The sequence below is a fragment of the Marilutibacter spongiae genome, assembly GCF_014145325.1.
In the GTDB taxonomy this organism is placed as follows: domain Bacteria; phylum Pseudomonadota; class Gammaproteobacteria; order Xanthomonadales; family Xanthomonadaceae; genus Marilutibacter; species Marilutibacter spongiae.
The window spans coordinates 63965-78605 of sequence record NZ_JACHTF010000008.1 but is presented as its reverse complement, the minus strand read 5'-3'; the positions used below and the strand labels follow the sequence as shown (position 1 = coordinate 78605).

The following is a 14641-nucleotide window of genomic DNA, read 5'->3' as shown; positions in this document are numbered from 1 at the left end:
TTGTGATCGCCGGCGCGCGGGCGCCGGGCGGTGGTCAGGAAGTCGCCGCGCGGACGGCGGCGGCGAGGGCGTCGAGCGTGGCCTGCATCAACTCGGGCGAGTCGGCCTCGACCGTCACGCGCACCACCGGCTCGGTGCCCGACGGCCGCAGGAAGGCGCGGCCCCGTCCTGCGACCGCGGCCTGCGCCTCTGCCAGCGCGGTTTTCACCGATGCGGCTTCGACGGGCTGGGCCTTGCCGGCATCGTAGCGGACGTTGACCGTTGCCTGCGGGACCTTGTGCAGGCCTTCCAGGGCCACGCCAAGGCGCACGCCACGGCGCTTGAGGACCTCCAGCGCCTGCAGGGCGCTGACGATGCCGTCGCCGGTGCTGACGCGATCCAGGCACAGCAGGTGACCGGAGGTCTCGCCGCCGAGCACGCCGCCATGCGCCATCAGCTGCTGGTGCACGTAGCGGTCGCCGACCTTGGCGCGCACGAAACCGATGCCGCGCTGTTCGAAGGCCTGTTCGAGGCCGAAGTTGGTCATCAGGGTACCGACGACCGGTCCCTGCAGGCGCCCGCTCTGGCGCCAGTCGGTGGCCAGCAGGAACAGCAGGTCGTCGCCGTCGCGCACGGTGCCGGCCTCGTCCACCAGCAGCACCCGGTCGCCGTCGCCGTCGAAGGCGATGCCGATGTCGGCGCCGCGCGCACGGACCTGCTCGGCCAGCGCGCCGGGATGGGTGGAGCCGACGCCGTCGTTGATGTTGGTGCCATTGGGCTCGACGCCGATCGCATCGACCCGCGCACCGAGCTCGCGGAACACCAGCGGGCCGATCTCGTAGGTCGCGCCATTGGCGCAATCCATGACGATGTGCATGCCCTTGAGATCGAACCCGCGCGGCACAGAGTTCTTGCAGGCCTCCACATAGCGCGCGACCGCGCCGCGGGTGCGCACGGCCTTGCCCAGCTGGTCGGACTCGACGGTGTGGAACGGCGTGTCCAGGGCGGCTTCGATGGCCAGCTCGGTGGCATCGTCGAGCTTTTCGCCGTCGGACGAGAAGAACTTGATGCCGTTGTCGTAGTGCGGATTGTGCGAGGCGGAGATGACGATGCCGCCGTCGGCCCGCAGCGAACGCGTCAGGTGGGCCACCGCCGGGGTGGGCATCGGCCCCATGAGCTGCACGTCGACGCCCGCCGCCACCAGCCCGGCCTCCAGCGCCGCTTCGAACATGTAGTTGGAGATCCGGGTGTCCTTGCCGATCACCACGAGGGGCTTGCGGGTGCCGCTGGACAGCTTCAGGGCATGCCCATAGGCGTTGCCGAGGCGGAGGACGAAGTCCGCCGAGATCGCCCCCTGCCCCACGCGCCCCCGGATGCCGTCGGTCCCGAAATACTTTCGACTCATTCTGCAATCGTTCCTTTGCGTTGGCCGCTCATGATCACGCCAGGCGCGACGGGAAGCGGACAGGGGATCAGGCGGCGTCCACGTCCGACTCGGGCGCCGGCTGGCGCATCAGCAGGGCCAGCAGGTCGGCCAGGCGATCGCGCATCTCGCGGCGGTCGCAGATCTGGTCGATGGCACCGTGCTCGAGCAGGAACTCCGAGCGCTGGAAGCCCTCGGGGAGGGTCTCGCGGACGGTCTGCTCGATGACGCGCGGGCCGGCGAAGCCGATCAGCGCCTTAGGTTCGGCGATGTTGATGTCGCCCAGCATGGCGAACGAGGCCGAGACGCCGCCGAAGGTGGGATGGGTCAGCACCGAGATGAACGGCAGGCCCTTTGCGCGCAGGCGCGCCAGGGCCGCGGAGGTCTTGGCCATCTGCATCAGAGAGAACAGGCTCTCCTGCATGCGCGCGCCACCGGTGGCGGAGAAGCACACGAACGGACAGCCCTGCTCGAGCGCGGCCTCGGCGGCGCGGGCGAAGCGCTCGCCGACCACCGAGCCCATCGAGCCGCCCATGTACGCGAAGTCCATCGCGCAGGCGACCAGCGGGCGCTGCTTGAGCAGGCCCTGCAGGGCGACCATGGCGTCGCGCTCGCCGGTGGAACGCTGCGCGGACTTGATCCGGTCGGCATAGCGCTTCTGGTCCTTGAACTTGAGCACGTCGGTCGGCCCCAGTTCGGCGGCGATCTCGGTGGTGCTGCCGGCATCGAACAGCGCCGCCAGGCGCGCGCGGGCGCGGATCGCCATGTGGTGGTCGCACTTGGGGCAGACCTCCAGGTTTTCCTCCAGCTCGGGGCGGTAGAGGACCGCGCCGCACTGGTCGCACTTCTCCCACAGGCCTTCGGGCACGCTGCGCCGCTTGGCGGTACCGGTTTCGGTGCGGATGCCGGAGGGCATGAGTTTCTTGAGCCACGACATGCGTTGGATGTTCCTGTGTTGCGGTGGGCCGGCCTTGGCATGGATGCCGGCCCGCCTGGAAGCGGGGCCGGCAGTTTAGCGCAGGCGCTTCCTCAGCCTGTCACGGTATCCAGGGCGGCGCGCAGCGGGGCCAGGAAGGCCCGGGCCCGCTCCGCCGCCTCGCCGGGCGTGGACGCGCCGTCCAGGGCCGACACCAGGGCGCTGCCGACCACCACGCCGTCGGCCTCGCGGGCCATGGCGGCGGCACTGGCGGCGTCCTTGATGCCGAATCCGGCCACCACCGGCACCCGGCTGCCGGCCATGATGCTGTGCAGGCGGTCGTTGGCCGCCCCGGTATCCAGCCGATCGGCGCCGGTCACGCCGGCGTAGCTGACGTAGTACAGATAGCCCTCTCCCTCGGCGCAGAGCTGGTCGATCCGGCCGGCCGAGGTGGTCGGCGAGGCCAGCAGGACGAGCTGGAGCCCGTGCGCCCGGAACCCGGCGCGGAAATCGGCGGCCTCCTCCGGGGGCAGGTCGACCAACAAGACCCCGTCGACGCCCGCGGCGGTCGCGGCGCGGGCGAAGGCCTCGGCGCCCCGGATCTCGACGGGGTTCAGGTAGCCCATCAGCACGACGGGGGTGTCGGCGTCGTGTTCGCGGAAGCCGCGCACCGCCTCGAGCACCCAGGACAGGCCCGCGCCACGGGCGATCGCGCGCTCGGAACTGCGCTGGATGGTGGGGCCGTCGGCCATGGGGTCGGAGAACGGCACGCCGAGCTCGATCACGTCGGCCCCGGCCTCGACCAGGGCGCGCATGACCGGCACGGTGGCCTCCAGCGAGGGGTCGCCGGCCGTGACGAAGGGAACCAGGGCCTTGCGGCTGGCCGTCTTGAGGGCGGCGAACCTGCGGTCGATGCGGCTCACAGTTCGATCCCCTCCCGCGCGGCGATGGTGTGCACGTCCTTGTCGCCGCGCCCGGAGAGGTTGCACAGTACCAGGGCGTCGCTGGGCAGTTCGCGCGCCAGCTTGATCGCCTGCGCGATCGCATGGCTGGACTCCAGCGCCGGCAGGATGCCTTCGCTGCGCGTCAGCTGGTGGAACGCCGCCATCGCCTCGTCGTCGGTGACGCCGACATACTCGGCGCGGCCGGTGTCCTTGAGGAAGGCATGTTCGGGACCGACGCCGGGGTAGTCCAGGCCCGCCGACACGGAGTGGGTTTCGGTGATCTGGCCGTCGTCGTCGCACAGCACGTACGTGCGGTTGCCGTGCAGCACGCCGGGGCGCCCGGCCGCGAGCGAGGCGGCGTGGCGCGGCGTGTCGATGCCGTCGCCGGCCGCCTCGGCACCGACGATGCGGACGTCGCGATCGTTCAGGAAGGCATGGAAGATGCCGATGGCGTTGCTGCCGCCGCCGACGCAGGCGGTCACCGCGTCGGGCAGGCGACCGTACTCGGCCAGCATCTGCGCGCGCGCCTCGCGGCCCACGACGGCGTTGAAGTCGCGGACCATGCGCGGATACGGGTCGGGGCCGGCGACCGTGCCGATGATGTAGAAGGTGTCCTGGACGTTGGTCACCCAGTCGCGCATCGCCTCGTTCAGGGCGTCCTTCAGGGTCGCCGAGCCGCTGCTGACCGGCACCACCTTCGCGCCGAGCAGGGTCATGCGGTAGACGTTGATCTTCTGGCGCTCGATGTCGGTCGCGCCCATGTAGACCACGCACTCCAGGCCCAGGCGGGCCGCGACGGTGGCCGATGCCACCCCATGCTGCCCGGCGCCGGTCTCGGCGATGATCCGGGTCTTGCCCATGCGGCTGGCCAGAAGGGCCTGGCCGATGGTGTTGTTGATCTTGTGCGCGCCGGTGTGGTTGAGGTCTTCGCGCTTGAGCAGGATGCGCGCGCCGCCGACCTCGCGGCTCAGGCGATCGGCGGCGTAGATCGGACTGGGACGCCCCACGTAGTGGGCCAGGTCGTCCTCGAAGGCGGCGATGAACGCCGGATCGACCCGGGCGGCGTCGTAGGCCGCGGCCAGCTCCTGCAGGGGGCCGATCAAGGTCTCGGCGACGAAGCGCCCGCCGAAACGTCCGAAGTGGCCATCGGCATCCGGGAAGGCATGGAAATCGGTGGGGGCGTCAAGCGTCATTTTGGCGTGTGATCCATTCAGGCCGTCGCGTCCGTCGGGGCATTGCGACGTAATGGGACAGTGTAACGGGCCCGGCGCGCGCTGCCGATGCCCCGGCCCTCGCGCGTGCCCGGCTCAGTCGCGCGGGGGGAGGTCGGCGCGGCGGACCTCTTCGACGAACCGGCGCATGCGTTCGCCGTCCTTCAGGCCGTGCGCGCTCTCGATGCCCGACGATACGTCCACCCCCCAGGGCGCGACCTGGCGGATGGCATCGTGCACGTTGTCCGGCGACAGCCCACCTGCCAGCAGGGCCGGGCGCGAGAGTCCGGCGGGAACCGTCGCCCAGTCGAACGCATGACCGCTTCCGCCGGCCTCGCCACTGGCATGGCTGTCGAGCAGGAAGCCGCTCGCCCCCGGGAAGGCGCCGAACAGGGCCTCCTCGCCGCGATCCCCGAGGGCGCCGCCCATGGCGATGGCCTTCAAGTAGGGCACGCCGAACTGCCGGCAGAAGTCGTCGTCCTCGCTGCCGTGGAACTGCAGCAGGTGGGGCCCGACGATACGGACCACGCGCCGGACCTCGTCGGCCGGAGTGTCCATGAACAAGGCCACCGCGCTGACCATGGGGGCCAGGGCCTGGCGGAGCAGGCGCGCCTGCTCCGGCTCGACGCGGCGGCGGCTGCGACGGGCGAAGACGAAGCCGATCGCGTCCACGCCCAGCTCGCAGGCCAGGCGGACGTCGCCGGGGCGGGTCAGGCCGCAGAACTTGATGCGGGTGCGCAGGTGCGAACGTTCCATGGCGGGCACGGCCTCAGGCATCGGGCAGGGTCACTTCGGCCGGCAGGCCGCACCCCGGCGGATACAGCGGATTCAGGAACATCAGGCCGCCCGGCGGCGCGGTCGGGCCGGCCACGGTCCGGTCGCGGCCGGCCAGCAGTTCGGCGATCCAGCCCTCCGGCTTCTCGCCCCGCCCCACCACCAGCAGGCTGCCGACGATATTGCGCACCTGGTGGTGCAGGAAGGCATTGGCCTGCAGCTCGAAATCGATCACCTCGCCATCGCGGCCGACGTTGATGGCATGCATGTTCCGACGTGCGTGCGGCGCCTGGCAGTGCACGGTACGGAAGGCGGAGAAATCCTGTTCGCCCAGCAGTACCTGGGCAGCGCGGTGCATGGCCGCCGCGTCCACCGGGCGTCGTTCCCAGCCCAGGTACTCGCGCATCAGCGCCGGGCGCACCGGGCGGTTGAGCAGGCGGTAGCGGTAACGGCGCGCGCGCGCGGAAAAGCGGGCATGGAAGTCGGCGGCGACCGGCACGCACCAGCGGATGCACACCGAGGGCGGCAGCCGCGTGGTCGTGCCCAGCACCCAGCCGCGGGGATCGCGCGCGACCGGACTGTCGAAGTGGATGACCTGGGCCCGCGCGTGCACGCCGGCGTCGGTGCGGCCGGCGCAGACCGTCGCGATGGGCTGGCCGGCGACGAAGCCGAGCGCGGCTTCAACCGCCTCCTGGACCGTCGCCTCGTCGCGACGGCCCTCCTCGCCCGGCCGGGTCAGTCGCTGCCAGCCGGAGAACGCACTGCCGTCGTACTCGACCGCCATCGCCAGCCGCTGGACCGGCGGCGCAGGCCGTGCGGCCTCATCCACGTCCACGGCCCGCCATCCCGGTCACTCCAGGTCGCGCAGCATCTGCATGGCCTGCTGGCGCGCGGCCAGGTCGCCATGCAGGCGCACCTCGGCCAGCAGCTGGCGGGCGCTGTCGCGATCGCCCAGGGCCATGTAAGCACGCGCCAGCTCGAGGCGTTCGTTGCCACCGCCGCCGCCCGCCACGGGCACCTCGTCCACGTCTTCGTCGGCGACGCCGGCGGCCAGGGCCTTGCCGGTGTGCCAGGCCGGGGGGGCTTCGGCGGGCGACCAGGGCTCATCTTCCACGGCGGATGCGCCGAGGTCTTCGTCCTCGAACTCCGCGGCCTCTTCCGTCCCGATCTCCATGAGGTTCCCGGTGTCGGCCGGAGCCGGGGCGTCGTCCCGGGCGGCGCGGGGACCGTCGGTTTCCATCGCGTCGACAGCCGCGCGACCCTCATCGAAGAACTCGTCGAGGAGATCGATGTCGGCGGCGTCATCGTCGGCAGCATCCAGGGCTGGGTCGGTATCGGTATCGGTATCGGTATCGACCGCGCCCGCGGCCGCGGACCCGACGACGCTGCCGCCAGCGAAGGCATCGGCCAGCGAAGGCCTGTTCGAGGGCGCGTCGGGTGCCCGGAACACGCTGCGCGCGGGCCGTCGACGCAGCGCGAGGCCGGCCAGAAGGCCCACCACCAGCAGGCCGATGCCGCCCAGGATCCAGGGCAGCACCGATCCACGCGCGGCCCCGGACGTGCTGGCGTTCTCGGCAAGTCGCTGCTGGGCGGCCGCCAGCTCGCTGTCCTTCAGCTCGATCAGTTGCTGCTGCTTCTCCTGCAGCGCTTCCAGTTCGGCCAGGCGCGATTTCATTTCCGCCAGTTCGGCGTCGCGCGCGGCCAGGGTCTCCCGGGCCTCGCTCTCCTGGCGCAGTTCGTCGCCTTCGCCGCCAGCGCTAGCGCCGGACTGATTGCCGGCCCTGGCATTGGCGGACGCACCGGCCGGCACGATTTCCAGGCGCGCGTCGGCACCGGCCGCCCCGGTGCCCGCGGTGCCCGCGGTGCCGGAAGGCGACGAAGCGCCAGCGGTTTCGCCCACGCTGCCGGCAGCCGCGGGCTGCGGGACCGCGGTACGCCCCTGACGCCACTGGCGCGTCTGTTCGCGGACCAGCGCGTTGGCTTCGGCGGCCTCGATCGTGAAGACCTCGTCCACGCCCGGCACGCGCAGGACCGCGCCGGCCTTGACCCGATTGACGTTGCCGTCGATGAAGGCATCGGGATTGGCACGCAGCAGCGCGATCATGGTCTGGTTCATGCTCAGGCCGCGCACCCCGCGCATGCGGCTGGCGATGCCCGACAAGGTGTCGCCGCCCTGGACACGGTAACTGTCGCCGCCGATCTCGCCTGCCGGACGGGCGGGACGGGCCGGACGCGCGGCGATAGGCGCCGGTGCCCCGGGCACCTCGCTCGCGCTCGCGTCCGTGGCCGCGTCGTCCGGTCCGCCTTCGACCGCCAGCGGCGCCGCGGTTTCATCGGCGCCGGCTGGCGGGCCGGGCTCGACGGGCAGCGGCTCGGGACCGCGCTCGACCAGGTTGGGCTGCGAGACGACCGGTGCGTCGATCGCCGGCTGCACCGGCGCCGATACCGTCCGCGGCGTGTCCAGCAGGGCGGAATACTCGCGTACCAGGCGTCCCTGCCCCCAGTCGACCTCGACCAGGAAGGTCAGCATCGATTCGCTGACCGGCTGGCTGCTGGTGACGCGGATGACCGGATTGCCCGCATTGTCCAGCGCCACCATGAAACGCAGGTCGGACACCACGCCGCGGGGCGGCTCCAGGCCCACCCGGGCGAAGGTCTCCGGCGACGCCAGGCGGGCCTGGAGCTGCTCGAGCTCGCTGGGGTCGCTGGAGACGATCGGGATCTCGGCCAGCAGGGGCTGGCCGAGCCGGGAATGCACGACGATCTCGCCCAGGCCCAGCGCCGCGGCCGAGCCGCTGGCGACCAGCAGGAGCAGTGCCAGCGCATGTCGCATGAATGACTTCATCAATCCCGTTTCCTCGTTCCCCGGGGCGACTCTAGCCGCCGCCGCCCTTGCCGTGCAATGCGGCGGCGTCCGTCGTCAGCCCTCGGCCACGACCAGCTCGGCCAACTGGACCGCGTTGAGCGCCGCGCCCTTGCGGATGTTGTCGGACACGATCCAGAGGTTCAGTCCGCGCGGGTGCGAGAGGTCCTCGCGGATGCGCCCCACGTATACCGCATCGTTGCCGGAGGCATGCGTGACCGGTGTCGGATAGCCGCCGGGCTTGCGCTCGTCGACCACTTCCACGCCCGGCGCCGCGCGCAGGAGCTCGCGTGCGCGCTCGGGGCTGATCCTGGCTTCGGTCTCGATCGCCACCGCTTCGGAATGGCCGTAGAACACCGGCACGCGCACGGCGGTGGGATTGACCATGATGCCGTCGTCGCCGAGGATCTTGCGGGTCTCCCAGACCAGCTTCATCTCCTCCTTGGTGAAGCCGTTGTCCTGGAAGTCGTCGATGTGCGGGATGAGGTTGAAGGCGATCTGCACCGGGAAGCGCTCGGGGCTGGGATCCTGGAAGTTCAGCAGCGCGCCGGTCTGGCGGCCGAGTTCCTCCATCGCCGAGCGACCGCCACCGGAGACCGACTGGTAGGTGGCGACGTTGATGCGCTCGATCCGCGACTCGCGGTGCAGCGGCGCCAGTGCGACCAGCATCTGCATGGTCGAGCAGTTGGGGTTGGCGATGATGCCGCGCGGGCGGTTCGCGACCTGGTCCGGGTTCACCTCGCTCACCACCAGCGGCACGTCGTCGTCGTAGCGGAACGCCGAGGAGTTGTCGATCACCACCGCACCGGCCGCGGCGAACTTCGGCGCGTATTCACGCGAGACGTCGCCGCCGGCGGAGAACAGGGCGATGTCGACGCCGGTGGGGTCGAACGCGGCCAGGTCCTGGACGATGTACTCCTCGCCCCGGTACTCGATGCTGCCGCCGGCCGAGCGCTCGCTGGCCAGCACGAAGAGCTCGCCGACGGGGAAGCGCCGCTCGGCGAGGATGGCCAGCATCGTCTCGCCCACGGCACCGGTGGCTCCGACGACGGCGACGTTTACCTTCTTGCTCATGACTGATGTTCCTTGGATTCGTTTCGGATGGGCTGGCCGGCCGCGCACCGCGCGTGCCGCCCTGCCGTTGGGAGGGGCGTCCGGGCCGTCGTCTCCATGCGGCGCAGCCGGAACGGCAGGCCTCCGGGCCCGGGGGCGGAGGCGCCTGTCGGCTGGCCGCTATCGTTTGTCGTCCGCCTCGCCGGCATGGCCCGGGATGCGCGGCGCGACCGCGCCCACGTCGCCGCACTGGGCACGATGGCGCAGCGCCTGGTCCATCAGCACCAGGGCCACCATGGCCTCGCAGATGGGGATCGCGCGGATGCCCACGCAGGGATCGTGGCGACCGGTGGTCACCACTTCGACGACCTCGCCGTGGACGTCGAGGCCATCGACCGGCAGCCGCAGGCTGGAGGTCGGCTTGAACGCGACCGAGCAGCGCAGGTCCTGGCCGGTGCTGATGCCGCCCAGCACACCGCCGGCATGGTTGGACAGGAAGCCGCCCGGCGTCATCCGGTCCCGGTGTTCGCTGCCCTTCTGGGCCACCGACTCGAAGCCGTCGCCGACCTCGACGCCCTTCACCGCGTTGATGCTCATCAGGGCCGCGGCCAGCTCGCCGTCGAGCTTGCCGTAGACCGGCTCGCCCCAGCCGGGGGGCACGCCGCGGGCGACCACGTCCACCCGCGCACCGACCGAATCGCCGGACTTGCGCAGTGCATCCATGTAGGCCTCGAGCTCGGCCACCTGGCCAGCGTCGGGCCAGAAGAAGGGGTTGCCTTCGACCACCGACAGGTCGATCCCGGTCGGGTGGATCTCACCCAGTTGCGACAGGAAGCCCTGGATCTCGATGCCGTGGCGCTCGGCCAGCCACTTGCGGGCGATCACGCCTGCGGCGACCCGCATGGTGGTCTCGCGCGCGGACGATCGCCCGCCGCCGCGCGGATCGCGGATGCCGTACTTCTGCCAGTAGGCGTAGTCGGCGTGGCCGGGACGGAACTGCTCGGCGATGCTGCCGTAGTCGCGGCTGCGCGCGTCGGTGTTGCGGATCAGCAGGCCGATCGGCGTACCGGTGGTCAACCCCTCGTACACGCCGGAGAGGATCTCGATCTCGTCGGCCTCGCGGCGGGCGGAGGTGTGGCGGGTCTTGCCGGTCGCGCGGCGGTCCAGGTCGCGACGGAAGTCGTCGGCCGCCAGGGCGATCCCGGGCGGGCAGCCATCGACCACGCAGCCGATCGCCGGGCCATGGCTCTCGCCGAAGGTGGTGACGCGCAGCAGTCGGCCGAAGCTGTTGTCGGACATCGCCGTCGTCCGTCAGCCGCGTGCGTCGGCCAGCGCGCGGATCCGGTCGTGGTGCTCGACCAGGTCCTGGCGTTCGACCACGAAGATGCCCATCTGGCCGACCTTGAACTCGACCCAGGCCATGGGCAGTTCCGGCAGCAGCGCGACCAGCGCATGCTCGGCCTCGCCGACCTCGCAGACCAGCAGGCCGTGCTCGCCCAGGTGGGCGGGCGCGTCGCGCATGATCCGCAGGGCAAGGTCGAGGCCGTCGTCGCCGGCGCGCAGGCCGAGCTCGGGCTCGTGGGCGTACTCCTCCGGCAGCGCATCGGTTTCGTCGTTGGTCACGTAGGGCGGGTTGGTGACGATCAGGTCGTAGACCTCGCCCTCGAGCGCGGCGAACAGGTCGGACTTCAGGAATTCGACGTTGTCGGCATGCAGGCGCGCCTTGTTCTCCGCGGCCAGCGCAAGGGCGTCGTCGCTGATGTCGATGCCATGCACCTCCCAGTTGGGATGGTGGTGGCCGGTGGCGATGGCGATGCAGCCCGAGCCCGTGCACAAGTCGAGCACGCGGTGGACCTCGCGCCCGCCGAGCCAGGGCTCGAAGCCCGACTCGATCAGCTCGGCGATCGGCGAGCGCGGCACCAGGGCGCGGGGGTCGGACTTGAAGCTCAGTCCCGCGAACCAGGCCTCGCCGGTCAGGTAGGCCGCGGGCACGCGCTCGCGGATGCGGCGCTCGAACAGCGCCAGGACCCGCGCCTTCTCCTGCGTGGTGACCCGCGATTGCCCGTAGACCGGGCTCAGGTCGTGCGGCATGCGCAGGGCGTGCAGGACCAGCTGGGTGGCCTCGTCGAGGGCGTTGTCGTAGCTGTGCCCGAAGGTCAGGCCCGCATCGGCGAACAGGCTCCCGCCATGACGGATCAGGTCGACGATCGTGACCTGTTCGAAGTCGGCGGTCAGCGGGGCAGCGCTCATGGCATGTTCACGGCGGGTCGGGGGATGACCGGCGATTATAGCCGTCGCCGGACGCGCGTGGCCGGTATGATTCGTCCGCGCCTCATTCGGAACGCTCATGTTCAACCGTACAACTGTTTATATCCTCGTCGCCGCGCTGGCCGCCGGACTGGGCCTGTGGGCCTCCACCCACCATTTCGGCCCCGTGGCGGCTTCGGCCGAAGCGCCCGCCCTGCAGGCCGTGCGCCTGTTCGAGCCGGCCCGCGAACTGCCCGCATTCGATCTTGCCCAGTCCGACGGCACGCCGCTGGAGCCGGCCGAGTTGCAGGGGCACTGGACCCTGGTATTCCTGGGTTTCACCCACTGCCCCGACATCTGCCCCACCACCCTGGCCGAACTTGCGCGCGCGCAGAAGGCCTGGGAGGCGATCGCGGACGCCACCCGCCCGCGGGTGCTGTTCGTTTCCGTCGACCCCGAACGCGACACGCCCGAGCTGATCGGCCAATACGCGCACGCCTTCCACGGGGACACCCTGGCCGCGACCGGCAGCCTGCCGGCGGTGGAGGCCTTCGCCACCTCGCTGAGCATGGTGTTCTCCAAGGCGCCGCCGCCGGAGGGCTACCCGGCCGACCAGTACACGATCAACCACAGTGCGACCATCGCCGTGCTGGACCCGCAGGGGCGCATGGCTGGACTGGTCCGTCCGCCCTTCGAGCCGATGAAGATCGCCGCCGACCTCCAGGCCCTCACCGCGGCGGGTTCGCCATGAGCCTGGTGACCACGCTGACCTACGCCCTGCCCCACCGCCTGCTCTCGTCGATGGCTCGGTCGCTGGCCTATTCCGACAACGTGCGCACCAAGCAGTGGCTGATCGACACGGTCACGCGCCGTTTCGGCGTCGACCTGTCGGAGGCGGCGCAAGCCGATCCCAGCGCCTACCCGACGTTCAACAGCTTCTTCACCCGTGCGCTGAAGCCGGGCGCACGCGTCGCCGACCCGGATCCCCGCGCCTTCCTCATGCCGGCCGATGGCCGCATCAGCCAGTGCGGCGCGATCGAGGGCGACGGGCGCATCTTCCAGGCCAAGGGCCAGTCGTTCACCGCCGCCGAGCTGCTGGGCGACGCCGGCCTCGCCGCGCCGTTCCACGGCGGCGTCTTCGCCACGGTGTACCTGTCTCCGCGCGACTACCATCGCGTGCACATGCCCTGGACCGGCACCCTGCGCGAAACCGTGCACGTCCCGGGGCGGCTCTTCAGCGTCGGGCCCGACGCCGTGCGCCGGGTACCGCGCCTGTTCGCCCGCAACGAGCGCCTGGCCTGCCTGTTCGACACCGATTTCGGCCCCATGGCCTCGGTGATGGTCGGCGCGTTGCTGGTCTCGGGGGTGGAAACCGTGTGGAGCGGCGAGGAGATCCCCGAGTACGGCGACCGGATCACGCGCAAGGACTACCGCGGCGAGGCGATCCGCCTGCAACGCTTCGACGAGATGGCGCGCTTCAACTACGGCTCCACCGTGATCGTGCTGCTGCCGCCCGGCGTGGCGACCCTCGCCCCCGGGCTGCAGGCCGAAAGCGCGGTCCGCCTGGGCCAGCGCCTGGCCACGCGCGCCTGAGGCCGGGCCGGCGAACCGCGACCGCCCGCGTCGGGCGGTCGCCGGTGGCGCCGGCGCGACGGCTCAGTTCTGGCAGCCTTCCAGGCTCAGCCGCTGGCCGGGCCGGATCGTATAGCGCGGGGCGGAAATGTTGTTGGAGCGCGCCAGCTGGCCGGTCCCGCACTGGAACTTGCGCGCGATCGAGGTCAGCGTCTCGCCGGCCTTGACCCGGTACTCGCGCGGCGTGCTCGTCACCGGGCCTGGCGTCGCCGGCGCCACCGCCGGCCGGCTGCGCACGATGGCCGAGTCCGGATCGCTCAGCACCAGCGTGCGGGCGAGTTCGGAGCGGGCACCGCGCGTGCACCAGCGGTTGTACAACCCGACCATGCGCGTGGTGGCATCCAGCCGCGTGCCCGCCGGCAACAGGTTGTCGGCCTGGTAGCGCGGATTGAGGTTGCGCAGCACGCGCATGTAACCGTCGCGCGTGTCGCCATTGCCCAGGCAGATGGTCAGCTCGTAGATCGACGCCGGCTGTTCGAGCACCAGCGTCGCCCGGCGCGCATCGACCCTGGGGAACTCGATCCCGTACTGCTTGGGATGCAGGAACAGCCAGGCCGCGGCGATCACCATCGGTACGTAGTCGCGGGTCTCGGCGGGGAACGCGTTGTAGACCGACTCGTCCCAGAAATCCTTGCCCAGGTGCTCGCGGTGGACGCGCCGCGCGCGCCCCTCGCCGCCGTTGTAGGCCGCCAGCGCCAGCTCGATGCTGTTGTTGAGCTCGTGCATGCGCTCGTTGAGGTAGCCCACGCTGGCCTGCGAGGCCGAATAGGGGTCGTAACGGGTGTCGAAGCCGGTGCTGTCCTCCCCCAGTCCGAACCGCTTGCCGGTGGCGTACATGAACTGCATCGGCCCGGCCGCGCCCGCGCGCGATCGCGCGTGGACCTTGCCGTTGGATTCCTTGGCCATGATCCCGAACAGCAGCGCCTCGGGCAGTCCGGCGCGCTCGTACTGGGGCCACATCAGGTGGCGCAGGTACTGGTAGTTCTCGTAGCTGTTCATCAGCGACGGCCGCATGTCGGTCAGCCAGCGGCGGATGCCGGCCTGGACCGCCGGGTTGTACTTGACCATGTCGTCGAAGCGGTGGCGTCGGTCGTTGAGCAGGGCCGCGGCGCGCGCGGCCTCGGGCACGTCGGCCGCCAGCGGGTCGGACTCGCCCTCGGCCAGGTCCAGGTGGTCGGGGTCGACGTCGCCGGGATCGACCGCATCGGCGAAGGGGTCGGCGCTGTCGAGGTCGTGCTTGAGCAGGCGCTTGTAGGTCGCCAGCAGCGTGGTCGGCGAACAGCCGCGCTGCTTCACGCAGGCGGCGAGCACGTCCTCCATGTCCTCCAGCGCCGCGTCGCCCATCTTCACGCCCTCCGGATCGGCATTGGCGGTCTTGACCAGGCCTTCGCGGTACTGCGCCTCGGCGGCGGCCATGCGCTGGTTGAGGGCGTCGACGGCGGCCTGGTCGCGGCGCGAGAGGGCCCGCGCATCGAGCGGGGCACAGGAGAGCAACAGGGCGAACGAGCACGACAAACCCATCGCCAGCGGCGATACACGAGCAAATACAGGCATGGAAAGCAACATGAAGCCAAGGTGATGCCGCAGGGTATCGCCTGC

At 71.1% G+C, this 14641-nt stretch carries 13 protein-coding genes; 2 read left to right on the top strand and 11 right to left on the bottom strand.

The genetic code is table 11. The features are described 5' to 3' along the window. Nucleotides 1-34: 34 nt before the first annotated feature. From glmM to prmB, 10 genes are all read right to left on the bottom strand, one after another. Nucleotides 35-1384, bottom strand: coding sequence for a phosphoglucosamine mutase (gene glmM, locus H4F98_RS08835; RefSeq protein ID WP_182686852.1), 1350 nt, complete (start codon nt 1382-1384; stop codon nt 35-37). Nucleotides 1385-1451: 67 nt separating this feature from the next. Continuing rightward, a complete protein-coding gene (gene accD / locus H4F98_RS08830) occupies nt 1452-2339 on the bottom strand; it encodes an acetyl-CoA carboxylase, carboxyltransferase subunit beta (RefSeq protein WP_182686850.1) in 888 nt (295 codons plus the stop codon). 92 nt (nt 2340-2431) lie between these two features. Continuing rightward, nucleotides 2432-3241, bottom strand: a complete 810-nt coding sequence (gene trpA / locus H4F98_RS08825) for a tryptophan synthase subunit alpha (protein WP_182686848.1) — start codon at nt 3239-3241, stop codon at nt 2432-2434. Beyond that, the gene (gene trpB, locus H4F98_RS08820) at nt 3238-4455 is read right to left on the bottom strand and encodes a tryptophan synthase subunit beta (protein WP_182686846.1); all 1218 of its coding nucleotides are present in this window, start codon (nt 4453-4455) and stop codon (nt 3238-3240) included. The genes trpA and trpB overlap by 4 nt, the downstream gene beginning before the upstream one ends. A gap of 114 nt (nt 4456-4569) precedes the next feature. Then, nucleotides 4570-5229: a phosphoribosylanthranilate isomerase gene (locus H4F98_RS08815; protein WP_182686844.1), complete on the bottom strand. Its 660-nt coding sequence runs from the start codon at nt 5227-5229 to the stop codon at nt 4570-4572. Between the two features lie 13 nt (nt 5230-5242). Next, nucleotides 5243-6031 carry a tRNA pseudouridine(38-40) synthase TruA gene (truA, locus tag H4F98_RS08810; RefSeq protein WP_182687017.1) on the bottom strand — a complete coding sequence of 263 codons (789 nt, stop codon included), beginning with the start codon at nt 6029-6031 and terminating at the stop codon, nt 5243-5245. Between the two features lie 66 nt (nt 6032-6097). Beyond that, the gene (locus H4F98_RS08805) at nt 6098-8092 is read right to left on the bottom strand and encodes a FimV/HubP family polar landmark protein (protein ID WP_182686842.1); all 1995 of its coding nucleotides are present in this window, start codon (nt 8090-8092) and stop codon (nt 6098-6100) included. A gap of 75 nt (nt 8093-8167) precedes the next feature. Then, the gene (locus H4F98_RS08800) at nt 8168-9184 is read right to left on the bottom strand and encodes an aspartate-semialdehyde dehydrogenase (protein WP_182686840.1); all 1017 of its coding nucleotides are present in this window, start codon (nt 9182-9184) and stop codon (nt 8168-8170) included. Nucleotides 9185-9343: 159 nt separating this feature from the next. Beyond that, complete coding sequence (aroC, locus tag H4F98_RS08795) at nt 9344-10462, bottom strand: chorismate synthase (RefSeq protein ID WP_182686838.1); 1119 nt, start codon at nt 10460-10462, stop codon at nt 9344-9346. A gap of 12 nt (nt 10463-10474) precedes the next feature. After that, nucleotides 10475-11413 (bottom strand): 50S ribosomal protein L3 N(5)-glutamine methyltransferase, encoded by a 939-nt coding sequence (gene prmB, locus H4F98_RS08790; RefSeq protein ID WP_182686836.1) that lies wholly within the window; start codon nt 11411-11413, stop codon nt 10475-10477. 97 nt (nt 11414-11510) lie between these two features. Here prmB and H4F98_RS08785 point away from each other — a divergent pair, with 97 nt between their 5' ends. Together H4F98_RS08785 and asd are read left to right on the top strand one after the other, a co-directional pair. After that, the gene (locus tag H4F98_RS08785; protein ID WP_182686834.1) at nt 11511-12161 is read left to right on the top strand and encodes an SCO family protein; all 651 of its coding nucleotides are present in this window, start codon (nt 11511-11513) and stop codon (nt 12159-12161) included. Further along, nucleotides 12158-13003 carry an archaetidylserine decarboxylase gene (asd, locus tag H4F98_RS08780; RefSeq protein WP_182686832.1) on the top strand — a complete coding sequence of 282 codons (846 nt, stop codon included), beginning with the start codon at nt 12158-12160 and terminating at the stop codon, nt 13001-13003. The genes H4F98_RS08785 and asd overlap by 4 nt, the downstream gene beginning before the upstream one ends. A 63-nt stretch (nt 13004-13066) precedes the next feature. Here the strand turns inward: asd and H4F98_RS08775 are convergent, their stop codons facing one another. Next, nucleotides 13067-14596 carry a transglycosylase SLT domain-containing protein gene (locus tag H4F98_RS08775; RefSeq protein WP_182686830.1) on the bottom strand — a complete coding sequence of 510 codons (1530 nt, stop codon included), beginning with the start codon at nt 14594-14596 and terminating at the stop codon, nt 13067-13069. Between the last annotated feature and the right edge of the window lie 45 nt (nt 14597-14641).